We start from the raw sequence: 13,070 nt of genomic DNA, 5'->3' as shown, positions 1-13,070 counted from the left end.
CACCCTCTTATTTCACCTCGGTTTTGGGATCAAACATGTCCCTGAGGGCATCCCCCAACATCATGACAGAAAAAACGACAAAGGTAATCGCCAGTCCGGGGAATAATACCAGCCACCAGGCGTGATCCAGATAATCCTTCCCTTCGCTCAGCATCGTCCCCCATTCTGGAGTAGGCGGTTGTGCGCCAAGCCCTATAAAACCAAGGGCCGCGGTTTCCAATATGGCTGTCCCCATAAAAAGAGTCGTATACACGATTAGAACGTTTGAAATGTTAGGAATGATCTGAAAGAGAATGATCCGCCAGTGAGGGCTTCCAATCGACCTGCTTGCTTCCACGTAACCCGCGGATTTAACGACCAGAGTAGCCCCACGCACAATGCGGGCAAAGCCCGGAAAGGACGCTATGCCGATAGCGATCATCGCATTATTCAGACTAGGGCCCAATACAGCAACAATGGAAAAAGCGAGGACGATAGCGGGTAGAGCCAGAAGGATATCCGTCAATCTCATTAGGATTTTGTCAACCAGTCCTCCGATGTACCCGCTGATAACACCTATCAGAGTTCCGGCAGTAAAGGTTATCCCCACAGCCATCAGTGCTACGGTAATCGTTATCCGGGCACCATATAAAATGCGCGAAGCGACATCGCGGCCTATGACATCCGTACCGAGCCAGTGCCTCGCCGATGGCCCCTGCAGAAATGCGTCGTAATAGGACTTCGCCGGATCGTGCGGAGCAATCCATGGTCCGATAATCCCGATAACGGCAATGACGAGAAGGGAAATAAAAGAGAACCTTGCCGATTTCCTGTGCATGACCCGTGAGAGCAGACCAAGTCTTTCCGAAGCATTCCCCTTCGTTTCCGATCCGGCATGAACAGAAGGCGCCGCGCTTCCATTATCCATTCGAAGCCCCTCCTTCAGCGCGGACATCGACTCTCGGATCAATGACGCTGTATACGATATCTACGATAATATTAATGACAACATAGACAATACCCATGAACAGGACAACCCCTTGCAGCATCGGGAAATCCCTTTGGCTGATCGCGTTAATAGCCAAAGTCCCTATCCCGGACCAGCTGAATACCTTCTCGATGATGACAGCTCCTCCCATTAGCGATGCCGCCTGGAGGCCGATAAAAGTGACGATAGGGATCATAACATTGCGGAAAGCATGTTTGAACAATACGGTCGTTTCGCTTAAACCTTTGGCGCGTGCTGTCCGTATATATTCATTAGACATGACCTCCACCATACCGGAGCGGGTCATCCTGGCAATCGTAGCCGAAACCAGAATGCCAAGCGTTAAGGCGGGTAGCACCAAATCATCCAATCCGGTACCGCCGGCTATAGGAAACCATTTGAGATAGACGGCAAAGAACATGATCATCAGGATTCCTAACCAGAAGCTGGGCAGCGATACACCTAACGAGGTCAGAAATTTAAATGCGGTATCTATGAAGGTGTCTTTATATTTCGCCGCCAAGACCCCCATAGCCACCCCGAGGACGATCGCAATCGCAATGCCGGAAACGGCCAGCTTGATCGTGGCCGGGAACCTCTCCATAATTTCCTGCAAAACCGGGCGGTCCGATTTCAAGGAAGTACCGAAATCACCTTGAATGACTCCCGCCATATAGTCGATATATTGATGAGGAACAGGCCTGTTTAGGCCTAGTTCCTCACGCATTTGTTCCACCTGTTCCTGGGTTACTTGCTCGCCCAGCATCAGTCGGACCGGATCCCCTGGAATGAGATGGATGAGGGAAAAGGATAGCACCGATACACCGAACAGAACCAGGAGACCGGATGCCAGCCTTTTCCATATATACAAAAGCATTATTGATTCACCCAGCTGTCATGTAATCTTACACTATAAAATGCATCGAACTGCACCCCTTGGACACGCTCATTGACAATGGCAAACATTTTCTCATTGTACAGCGGAATCCAGTAGGCTTGTTCTACCATCTGCCTTTGAAGCTCCTCATATGCTGCTTGTCTGTCCTGAACATTCATCGATGTGCGTCCCTTTTCCAATGCAGCGTCGATGACCGGGTCAGTGATTTGTCCAAAGTTCAATCCTTCTGTCTGGCTCGAATGCAGCAGGGGATAGAGCGTATCCGTATCCGTTGCCGTATAGCTTAAAGTCAGCAGATCAAACTCTCCTTGTCCAGCCATTTGAATGGCTGTAGCATGTTCCATCGTCTGAATTTTGACATCCACGCCTAATTCTTTCAGCATACCCTGTACCAGCTGAGGCTCCTGATTAAACCGGTTGGAAGCAAGCAGGTTAAGGGTAAGCGGCTGTCCATCCTTCTCCCGGATTTGATTGCTATTCATTACCCAGCCGGCTTCGTCCAGCAGCTTGCCCGCCTCTTCCAGATTGTAGGTATAAGCATAGCTTTCTATGTTCTGGTCGTAACCTAACATCGTTGAGGAAAGCGGACCATGCGCTACCTCGCCCATTCCCTGCAGGACCGAATCAATTATTGCCTGCTTCTGGATAGCCATATTTAGAGCCTGGCGCACCCTGATATCTTGGAAAACAGGCTTATCAAGATTCATTTGCAGCATCATGCCATTCCCGCTTCTTGTATCTTCAAGGACATAAAATTTATCGTCGTCCATGAATCTCTTCACATGAATAGCCGGAATACCGAACGCGATATCAACCGTACCGCTTTCCAGAGCGGCCACCTTCGTCTGATTCTCGGTAATAAACTTGATGACCAGCTTGTCCGCCAGCGGCGGTCCTTGCCGCTCCATTGAGTCATTGCCCCAGTTGAAGTCTTCATTAGGCACCAGTTCAATCAATTCGGAGGACTTCCAGCCGCTGAATTTCCACGGCCCCACACCAACGGGGTTACGTCCGTACTGATCGCCATCTTGTTCTATAGCTTGCTGCGATAACGGCTGGAACGCACCGGAGTCAGCCAGTCTGATTAGCAGCGGAGCGGACGGATTCTTCAGTTTAATAATGAAAGTATGCTCATCGGGCGCTTCGAAGGAATCGACTTCACCCATTAATACCCCTGTCGATTTCGAGTTCGTTGCCGGGTCCAGGGCTCTCTCGAATGTATATTTGAAGCTTTCCGCCGTCAATGGAGATCCGTCGTGGAATGTAATGCCTTCCTTGATTTTGAAGGTGAGGGTTTTTCCATCTTCGGATACCGTGTACGACTCCGCCAAATCCGGTTTAATTTCTTTCGTTTCCGTATCGTAATAAAGCAGGCCCCCGCCCATATAGCCGCCCACTGTGGATGTCGTGCTCATACCCGACTTCTGTACATCCAATGTGTCCGGCTCTTCGGAAAAAGCTACCGTTATGGTGCCTCCTTCCTTAGGCGTTAGATTTACTTGTTCTTCTTTGTCCTTCTGTCCTTCCGGGCTGCTTGTCCCTGGTCCCTCAGGTGCAGATGAGCCGCAGGCGCTTACTGCCAACATTACTAAAGCAAGGAGCAGAACAACAAAAGGATTGCGACGACGATTTACCATAGTTTAGTCCCCCATTATTTTTTTTGAATAGCATTTTGCCTAACTTGAATTCGTCCACAAGAAGTAGAAGTGATACTAAAAAGGGAAGAATTATATCATTCATATATTATATATAGACGAATGAAATCCTTCATAAATAGTTATACCACAAACATTTCTTATTGAGAATAAGCAATATGTTAGTTTACATAACAGAATTCGAGTGAATTAAATCCAATTCTAATGAAAAATCATTCTGCCGATTGTCTCGCTGTAATATTTAGTGACATCACGCTGTCCAGTTTTCAAATAGTCGGACAGTAGAGGCGGCAATTAGCTTGACTCCCTCCGGCAATGAGGACAACTCGAAGCTCATGTTAGGGTGATGCAGACCCGGCTTCAAACCGCAGCCCAAGCCGATCATCGTTGAAGCTATCCGGTCATGGGTTGTGGAATAGAAGTGAAAGTCTTCCCCGCCTGGCGTTACCGGCGGAGGCTGACAGGCTTCAGGACCGAGCACTTCGGCAATGACGTCCGAAACGATCTCTTCCATACGGGGGTGGGGCACCGCCGCATTCATTCGCGCAGCCTCCGTGATCTCAACTTCGGCCCCGTTAGCCTCACCGGCAAGGACTACCGCTCTCTTGACTTGATGAAGAAGGTCTTCCATCACTTTATTAGTCCGGGCGCGCAAATCTATTCCGAACCTGCCCTCGCCGGGAATGATGTTCAAGCTATCCCCTCCCGCCGCAAGCTGGGTGACTTTGACCGAGGCTGAAACGGTCGGGTCCGGCTTGATGGCGTTGACGGCGTTAACAATCGCTGCCAATGAATCGGCTGCGTTCACCCCCTCGTTCGGCCTGGCGGCATGAGACTGGCGGCCTGTGACTGTGCCGCGGATTTGTCCCACAGCCCCATGATAGATGGCCGCCGAGGCCGTGCCTGCAGCAAGCTCCACTGACGCGCGGAGATGGATGCCGAGAAGACAGTCCACATCTTCGACGACTCCTTTATCGATCAGCTTTTTAGCGCCTTCCCCGTTTCTTCAGCAGGTTGAAAAATCACTTTCAGCTTTCCCGGAGGACGATAGCCGACTTCTTTCAGGCATCGCAGCGCTTCCAACACCATCGTCATATGAGCATCATGCCCGCAGGAATGGTTGGCCTTCCAAGTGCCGTCAACATATTGCCATAACGCATCCATATCCGCCCTAAGCGCAATGACCGGACCGTCACCCCCGCTCCATGAGGCGACGACACCGGTATGATCCGCAAAGGTTTGAAAGGAAATATCGATTTCGTTAAGCCTGCGGCAGAGATACTCGGTCGTCTTAATCTCGCCCCAGCTTATTTCCGCCGTTTCGTGCAAATACCGGTAAGTCTCCATGACAGCGGCGCGGTTATCATCGGCCCACTTAATCAGATCCTTAAACTGCATGGCCATAGAGATCAGCTTCCTTTCTCCTTTTCTATAACGTAATAATGCACATTTCCTTCTACACGCAGCAGTCCTACAGCCGTATAACCGCGATCAAACAGTGCTGTAAAGTGTGCTCGCAGTGCAAACCTCCATTCCGCCGCCGTACCGGAATCCGTTCTTTTCATGGAATGAATATCGACCGGAACCGCCAGCAGTACAGCCTCTTCCCCGGCAGCTTCTCTATCATTTTGCACAGGATGCGGACAGTTTTCTGGCCCTGCCCCCTCCAGCAGCTTGGGGTAATTCAACCAGTTCCTGGAAAGTCCCCGTCCTTCCCGGCTCTGCTCCTTCCCTCCGTCACCCTGGACCGAGTTATGATGCGGCGATTCGAGATCCCATTCCAGGATAAGCCGGTCGGAGGGCAGCCCGGAATTGAGGGCCCCGCTCATATTCCCGTAGTAGGAGGGTACATAGCGTTTGGCGTACCCCCCCAGCTTGACCAGGTTGAGATAAGCATTCCTTGCTTCCAACGGGTCAAAGGTCCAGACCATCTTCTTGTACCCATATTGAAGTGCCCAGCTTCTCTGAACCAGCTTAAGCTCGCTCCCTACCCCACGGTTGCGGTAATCGGGGTGAATACCAAGCATATGGGAGCAGAGATAGGTCTTTCCTTCCTGGAAACCCGGGAATCCGTAGCAAAAGCCGATGAGCTGCTCTTCCTCGTAGGCGCCGATCACTATGCTTCCGTTGTGAATCCCTGCTTTCATCAGGGAAACCGGCACAGCACTATCAGCTCCCCATATCGCAGTTTGCAGCCGGGATACGTTCTCCAGCTGATCCAGATTGGTTATTATCTCATACTTAATCATAGTCCACCTCATCCAGCGGGTAGATTGGGCGGGTAATTCTCTGGTAGTTCAGGTGATGCAGCTGGAGAGTGGTCAGGCCTGGCGAGTCTACCGTTATGATTCTCGCAGCCAGCGGTTCGAACGCCGCCCGAAAATGCTGGCTTGATTTCAGGGCTACAAGCCGGTAGCGGGTAATGTCAATTCCATGAAGGACAAAAATTTGCTCGTCCTTCACCTGGCCTTTGACCGAACTGACGATGATGTCCAGTCCCCCTGCCTGCAAACGCACCGATCTTCCATGGTCAAGAACTGCTCCTCTGCCCATTGGGGAGGTGGCTACAAATTTGCCGTCGGTTATACATTTCACGTAAGCTTTAATTGTTACCGGTTCACCGTGCAGTGAATCGGTCTTCCCCCCGAGCTTAACTTCAATCGTCGATCCGACACCGGCAGCAATCGCGGACTCGACCACCTCCGGGTCGCATATGAAAGCGAAGCAAGCTTTATCCAGGTTGGCGTCAAGCATCGCTTGGAGCAAATGTGTAGCGTCTCCTGGCGTACCGCCTCCCGGATTGTCGGACGTTTCATTGATTATGACCGGGAAATTGGACTCCGCCAGAGCTTCCTGAATCCCCTCTTCAGGAGTCAGCAGCGGCTGTTTGAATTGTTCCCTCATGTGCCATATATAACGGGCCGTATCCTCGGCTGCTCTGACCGCGAGGTCCTTATCATCGTCCGTTACCGTAAGGACCGAAACGCCCACATCCGGGGTGTCGGTATACGGGAATCCGTGGAAAAATACGCAATCCAGCATACGGCGCTCACTTTCCCATTTGGCACAGCGTTCATTCACTTCATGAGCAGGTGACAGATTGGTTGTTGAGGGAGGAATCAGTAGGGGCAATTTCTGCAAGTGCATAACGGGGCGGATGCGTCCCTCAGCCATTTGAACGGCCAGGTCCATCGCTTCCCAGCCCTTATCATAGCTGTCCGTGTGCGGATACAAATGATTGCCGAGCAGTGCATCGGCGGCGGCAACCATCGCTTCGGTCACATTGGCATGCAGATCCAGGGTGGCTACTAACGGAACTCCCTGTCCAATCCTGCTGCGCACAGAGCCGAGCAAATGGCCTTCCATATCATCAATGCCTTCTACTACCCCCGCGCCATGAAGAGACAAGCAGACGGCGTCGACAGGTCCTGCCTCCGATAGCGAAAGGAGCAATTGACTCTTCAAGGTTTCGTAGGCCGAGCTTTCGATTATACCCGCCGGGTTAGCTAACGCCGAACATAAAGGAACCAGCTCGATCTGCAGTTCCTCGGCACGGGCAATCATTCCTCCCAAATAATTCGACACCCCTCTATGTCTTTCCACTACCCGGGCACCCTGCTCCCATTCCCAAGTTGTGAACGAAGCCAGGGTCGTTTTCACATTGGAGAAGGTGTTTGTTTCGTGCACCACTCCGCCGATTGCGATTCTCAACCAAGTTCCCTCCCGTAAACTTCAATAAACTTTATGAAGTATATCATTCAATATTTTCGAATCGAGAATTTTTTCCTTCCATCCATTATAGAGGGGGCTGGACCGCCTTTCAATCCTTATTTACTTCCAGCAGTTGCATAATTCGATTTCATCCGATAGTGATCCCTTCAACTACCGGTCAGGGCTCACTAGAATCTGCATGCATAATGTTCCTTTGGTGGAGCTCATTCTGATTGTACCTATGACTGTGGGGGAATTGGGGCTGGGGTTATGGCTGTTATTCAGGGGAGGAAAAGTCCCTATGTAAAGCGTGATACCTGTCTAACGGCGGTCTTTATCAACCCGCTTCTTAATTCTGCTCAAAGACTCAGGGGTCATGCCGAGATAACTGGCCAACTGATGCTGGGGTACGCGTTCGATTAAATGAGGCCTTTTGAGCAATAGTGCCTTATATCGTAATTAAGACATCGCGCCGCGCTCAGCTCCGGTTAACATCCCGATATTCCGGATTTCTCCGTTTCATTATAAACCAGTATCTATAAAAATGCTGGGAATTTAGTCCTCAAACACATTGTATGATTATACACTAATATATATAATTATTCATCATATTGGAAAGAGGTGGGGGAATGAGTTGCAAAATATATGTAGATGGTCAAGACGGCACAACAGGCATAAAAATACATGATCACTTAGCCAAAAATCCAAACGTAGAACTACTTAAAATTGACCCGGAGCGGCGAAAGGATAAAGATGCCCGTAGTTCATTAATTAATGAAGCCGATTTAGTGTTCCTATGTCTCCCTGATTCGGCCTCGAGAGAAGCCGTTTCGATGGTAAAGAAGAACACAGAGACTAGAATCATTGACGCAAGCACTGCGTTTAGGACCGATTTTGAATGGACATACGGATTGCCGGAATTGCACAAGCACCATAGGAATAAAATCCAAAATTCAGCCAAAGTGTCTGTACCGGGGTGTCACGCGACAGGGTTTATTTTACCTATACATCCTCTAGTTGCCGAGGGAATTATACCGAGAAATTATCCGGCAACTTGTTATTCGATTACGGGATACAGCGGCGGAGGCAAACAGATGATCTCTGTTTACCAGAATTCAAGTGAGGAAAAGCTTTTCGCGCCGAGGCCATACGCACTTAGTCTTACTCATAAACATCTTCCAGAAATGCAGCTGCATTCCGGCTTAGCCTCTGCCCCGCTATTCACTCCAATAGTCGGAAATCATTACCAGGGACTTTCGGTCTCTATCCCGCTGTTACCACAACTTTGTCTAAAACAAGTAACCGCTAAAGAAGTTCAACAGCTCCTCGCCTCTTATTATGAGGATGAGCGATTTATCCGGGTAATGCCATACGATTCGGAAGCATGCCTCGAGGACGGTTTCTTTAATGTTATGGAATGCAATCATACTAATTACTTGGATATATTCGTGTTTGGCGGTAAAGACGGAATAATGCTGATATCCCGATTCGATAATCTTGGAAAAGGAGCTTCAGGAGCTGCCATTCAAAATATGAACATTATGCTTGGTTTCGATGAAGGCCTGGGATTAGAGTAAAAGATTGTTTTAATGGTTTTATCAATGTTGGCCTAATGAGGAAGGCCCGGGGGACCGGAAGCTATCCAAACAACTCATTCCGTCCCCCACGCTGCACCTCTGCTTCGTTTCCATTCTTACGGCTCTATGGATTGGGCAATCTTCATTGCTTCATCAGCTGAAAGCGGGCCGGTAATGGAATACTGGATGCCTTCCTCTACCCAGAACAATTCGGTGAGCCCGGGTTGTTCAAACACGAAGCCTTCTACACCATTGACTTGCGTTGGCGTAAACAGTTCCGCCGGGAATGCAGCCGGATTGCGGCTCACTGCGAACGTAAGCGTCTTATCCCCGGAAATATAAGTGAAGTTCACATCCCTCACCGGTTCACCTTTCATGCCTACCGCGACTATCTCAGCAAGCTCAAATCCCTCCGGAACAAATGAAGGTACTAGCAGACCGGGGCCGAAGGCCTCTTTCGCTTCTTCAGCCGAGCTCAGAGTGGTGGTAATCAATTGCGACAGCTCCGAGCCGCCAGCACCGCCGTGTGACGGCGGCAAGCTTCCCCCTGGATTTTCCACAGGGCTGGGTACATTTGGCTGTTGGAGATTAGGCAGCCCTACAAGCATAATGACCGCCGCTGCCAACGCGCCCATCCCCATAATCCAAGCTTTCGAGAAGAAGAACCGTCTGCCCGCCTTCTCCGCTATCGCTTGCTGACGAATGTTGTTCTTCGCATGATCACTCAATTCTATTTGGGAAAATATCATGTCATCCGACTCCTTTCGAAGATGTTGACGCAACTTGCTATCTATGTCCGACATCGGTCTCTGCCTCCTCATTCATCTCCCGAGCCAATAGCTCACGTGCCCGGTGCAGTCGGTTTCGCACAGTACCTTCGGGGGACGATACCGCTTTCGCGATTTCCCGTGTGCTGAGATCCAGATAATAATAGAGATACAAAACTTCCTGGTAGGGTAAGGACAGGCGGAGCAAATACTGCAGCACTTCACTTTTCCTCAGTCTTTCAAGCGCCTCATCCTCCACGTTGATAGTTCGGTCAGATTCCATCCGGGCGGGGTCCGTGGGCTGTTCCGTGAACATCCTCACGCCCATCTTGTCTCTGCATATGTTGACGGTGATCGCTGTCAGCCAGGTCTTTACCGTGCTGTCTCCCCGAAACGCCACCCAATTTCGATAAGCGCGAAGAAATACTTCCTGGCTAATATCCTCTGCCAGATGCCGATCGCCCGTATAGAAATATGCCGTACGCATGACGATAGCACCGAAACTTTCCATTAATTGCTCAAGCGCTTGAGCAGGATCTTGCGAAAAACTATCCTTAGTTTTTAAGCCGGCCGGCATCACGGAATAACCACCTCCACCTTATTAGACGGCCTGAGTATGTATTCTGCTGCAGGGTGCTAAGAAATCACATAAAAAATAGCCGCACTCCCGCTTCCATACCGGAATATCGCTGCAGCTATTCATACCGAAAAACCCGGCGTATCGCCGGGTCCGGGGAGTGCTTTATTTATTTTGCCCTATCGCCAAGCATCCATAAGGGAGAGCGGGCATCCGTACAGCAGGGATGATGAATCTAAATGTTAAGTTGACTAGTAAATTGAACTAGCGCGTTTGCTTACGCTGTTCAAGCAGCAGCTGTTTAATTTCTTGAATGTCTTTCTTTAACTCCATGTTTTCTTGCATTATCCGATCTAGACGCTCATCCCGGGCCGCGTCATCATCCTGCCCTAAATAGCTCAGAATGACGGCGACCACAAGGTTCAAGATGACGAGTGCCCCAACGATAATAAACGTTACAAAATAAGTCCAGGCCCAAGGCACTTCAGCGATGATCGGCCTGGCAACCTGACTGGCCCACGACTCGAAGGTCACCACCTGCATCAAGGTAAACAAAGAATTATGGAAGGTGCCGAAAAACTCGTCCGGAAGCACATCCTTGAAGAAGGTAGTGCCAATAATCGCATAAATCGAAAAGATGAGCAGCGTCAACCCAAGCACGCCCGTTAGAGCAGGCAATGACTTGATTAACGAGTCTATTATTTTGCGCAGAGACGGAATCGCCGGAATCATTCTGAAGAGCCGCAAAACCCGGACCAAGCGCAGCGCACTTACAAAAGGTGTGGCCAAGAACACCAGGCTACCGGCAACTATTAAGAAATCAAACCAATTCCATCCGCTCGAGAAATATCGTTTAAACCCGAAGCCGATGATTTTCATCAGTATTTCCAATATAAAAATCCCAAGAATCACTTTATCCAGAGCTAATAGGAGCAGACTGCCCGTGATGTACGTTTCGGCGACTATTACCGCGCCGTTCAAAAAGATAATGCCGATAATTATAGGTTGAAAATAGGGGTGTTCCACCAATTGCCTGAATGCTGCTCTCATCCTGTACTCCACTTTTCCTTTCATCCGTTTTTTGTTCCCTATATAAGACTATGTTAGCGGTAAAAATCCTATTTTACAAACAAAACTTATGCTTGAACTTGGTGTTAGCCCATAGTCCTAGATAGATGACTTAGGAAAGAGCGGGACAAATGGATAAAACAGAGCTGGCATTCGGAAACCCGCCCCATTCGGTTTAATCTTGATTCATGAACATAATTGTGGAAATACCTTTTTGCCGGTGCGGTTCAGGTTTTTCTAACATGCCGATGTCGATCAAATGTTTAAGTACGCAGGTGCGCATTGCTCCCGACGCCATACTGTTCTGCGACCAATAACCTACATATTTATGCGCATGCTCCGGTTGGCCTTCAAGATGCAATCGATAGACGGCCTGATCCAATTTCGAGGCGGCTTCTTTGATCTGCTCAGACGGCCGGGGAATTGCCGCATGCAAGCGTTCTCCCACTTGCTTGTTCTTGCAGTAAACAATATTAACTTCAAGGCCGGATTCCGTGCTTAGTAAATATTGCTTGTCGAAAAGACGTCGATAGGCGTCGATGTTCGTATAGTTTTGCGGCAAATCTCCATTAACTACGTGCATTAGGTTAATAAAATCTGAAATCTGATTGTCTCTCCAGCCACCCTGCCTGCCGCACCACCACGTGTCAACCTGCCATGCTTTCAGCGCGAGCTCATCGGAATTCCGATTCATATCACCACAGAAATAATATAAACTGCGCTCAACACCGGCAAACTCTCTGTCGATCGATGCATATGCGGCATAATGGCCGCCATCTTTGCGGTTGACTGAAACTTCCTGGTGGCTCACCCTTTCCAGTTCTTTGAAGGACAACTGTTTACCGGCATACGGAATAAGACTCCACCACAGCAGATTGATATCTTCACCCGGGATATATACACCGGTTTCCTTGAATCTTTCAGCCATCGAGAAAAACGCTTTATAGTAATGCTCGACGGCAAACTCAGCATACTCCGCGAACAGACGATGCAGGGCCTCGCTTTTCATTTGAGATGGATCTTCAATGTACATATTCGTGCGATATTTACCACCGGATAGTCGATCCAAGAAACCGTATTCTTCAAGCGCTTCGACTTCATCCTCCACAAAGACAGGTGAAATACCGAGCTCTTCGGCGATTTCTTTGACCGTAAGCGGCTTATGATAAGCGGAGAAAGCGATGTTTTGTCTTATCGATGTCGCCAAAAAGTCAGAGGTGTCACCCTTGCTGCCCGGGGACCCGCTGTGCCCCAAATTAGACATGCGGATCGGATTGATACCAAGATTGCCCATTGACCGAATTGTGTTCATCTTGTGTTTCAGCTCCTTTTTCGCTTCGAATAAGTGCCATTTGACCGTACCATTGGAAAGCCCCATCTGAGCCGCTATTTCGTTAATTTTCATCCCGCCGTAATAGTACTTGACTATTATATCCCGCTGCTGGCGAGATAGAAAAGCGATTTCCCGCCGCAGCGCACCAGCTGTTTCTTGATAAATAATCTCGTCAAAACCTTTGTCTCGGAACATCAACTCGTTCTCCTCAACCCGCAATTGGTTGGACACTTTCACTTTCTCGCCGATGTATTTTGCCCAGACATAATGTGCAACCTTAAAGACATAACGGTTCAGATCCAGGAACTCCTTCTTTTTGAGAAGCGCCTGGTAGACCTCTAGCGTAATTCTTCCAGCCAGTTCCTCAGCTTCGGCGATCTTCCCCGTTTTGTTCAATGCAAAACCATATAGCGGCTTGATGTAATCCTTAATGACACGGTCAGCTTGTTGTTTGTCCATGTTCTCAAAGCTCCTTCTTGTCGACGGCACTCAATTAAATACTGTACTGAAAACAAAA

Annotated in this window: 10 protein-coding genes and 2 pseudogenes; 1 reads left to right on the top strand and 11 read right to left on the bottom strand. The window is 49.2% G+C overall.

All coding sequences use genetic code 11. The features are described from left to right. Positions 1 to 7 precede the first annotated feature (7 nt). The 7 genes and pseudogenes from PSHG_RS22650 to PSHG_RS30150 all read right to left on the bottom strand — a co-directional run. A complete protein-coding gene (locus tag PSHG_RS22650; protein WP_010278204.1) occupies positions 8 to 907 on the bottom strand; it encodes an ABC transporter permease in 900 nt (299 codons plus the stop codon). Continuing rightward, positions 900 to 1,844, bottom strand: coding sequence for a nickel ABC transporter permease (gene nikB, locus PSHG_RS22645; protein ID WP_010278202.1), 945 nt, complete (start codon positions 1,842 to 1,844; stop codon positions 900 to 902). The genes PSHG_RS22650 and nikB overlap by 8 nt, the downstream gene beginning before the upstream one ends. Beyond that, a complete protein-coding gene (locus PSHG_RS22640) occupies positions 1,844 to 3,502 on the bottom strand; it encodes an ABC transporter substrate-binding protein (protein ID WP_010278200.1) in 1,659 nt (552 codons plus the stop codon). The genes nikB and PSHG_RS22640 overlap by 1 nt, the downstream gene beginning before the upstream one ends. 268 nt (positions 3,503 to 3,770) lie before the next feature. After that, positions 3,771 to 4,684, bottom strand: a pseudogene (locus PSHG_RS28740) (amidohydrolase). A gap of 245 nt (positions 4,685 to 4,929) precedes the next feature. Further along, complete coding sequence (locus PSHG_RS28735) at positions 4,930 to 5,769, bottom strand: GNAT family N-acetyltransferase (protein ID WP_010278199.1); 840 nt, start codon at positions 5,767 to 5,769, stop codon at positions 4,930 to 4,932. Further along, on the bottom strand, positions 5,762 to 7,231 hold the full coding sequence (locus tag PSHG_RS22625) for a M81 family metallopeptidase (protein WP_010278196.1): 1,470 nt from the start codon (positions 7,229 to 7,231) through the stop codon (positions 5,762 to 5,764). The genes PSHG_RS28735 and PSHG_RS22625 overlap by 8 nt, the downstream gene beginning before the upstream one ends. 321 nt (positions 7,232 to 7,552) lie before the next feature. Further along, a pseudogene (locus PSHG_RS30150) lies at positions 7,553 to 7,687 on the bottom strand (Crp/Fnr family transcriptional regulator); the annotation flags it as partial. A gap of 173 nt (positions 7,688 to 7,860) precedes the next feature. On the opposite strand from PSHG_RS30150, the gene argC reads away from it, so the two are divergent. Next, positions 7,861 to 8,808 carry an N-acetyl-gamma-glutamyl-phosphate reductase gene (argC, locus tag PSHG_RS22620; protein ID WP_010278194.1) on the top strand — a complete coding sequence of 316 codons (948 nt, stop codon included), beginning with the start codon at positions 7,861 to 7,863 and terminating at the stop codon, positions 8,806 to 8,808. A 116-nt stretch (positions 8,809 to 8,924) separates the two neighbouring features. Here the strand turns inward: argC and PSHG_RS22615 are convergent, their stop codons facing one another. From PSHG_RS22615 to PSHG_RS22600, 4 genes are all read right to left on the bottom strand, one after another. After that, the gene (locus PSHG_RS22615) at positions 8,925 to 9,557 is read right to left on the bottom strand and encodes a DUF4367 domain-containing protein (protein ID WP_157213492.1); all 633 of its coding nucleotides are present in this window, start codon (positions 9,555 to 9,557) and stop codon (positions 8,925 to 8,927) included. A gap of 37 nt (positions 9,558 to 9,594) precedes the next feature. After that, a complete protein-coding gene (locus PSHG_RS22610; protein ID WP_010278187.1) occupies positions 9,595 to 10,152 on the bottom strand; it encodes an RNA polymerase sigma factor in 558 nt (185 codons plus the stop codon). A gap of 264 nt (positions 10,153 to 10,416) precedes the next feature. Then, complete coding sequence (locus tag PSHG_RS22605; protein ID WP_010278185.1) at positions 10,417 to 11,226, bottom strand: ion transporter; 810 nt, start codon at positions 11,224 to 11,226, stop codon at positions 10,417 to 10,419. Between the two features lie 169 nt (positions 11,227 to 11,395). Further along, positions 11,396 to 13,012, bottom strand: coding sequence for a sigma-70 family RNA polymerase sigma factor (locus tag PSHG_RS22600; protein WP_010278184.1), 1,617 nt, complete (start codon positions 13,010 to 13,012; stop codon positions 11,396 to 11,398). Positions 13,013 to 13,070 lie beyond the last annotated feature (58 nt).

It is taken from the genome of Paenibacillus senegalensis JC66, assembly GCF_000285515.1.
Classification (GTDB): Bacteria; Bacillota; Bacilli; order Paenibacillales; family NBRC-103111; genus Paenibacillus_L; species Paenibacillus_L senegalensis.
This window is presented reverse-complemented; position numbering and strand designations above follow the sequence as displayed.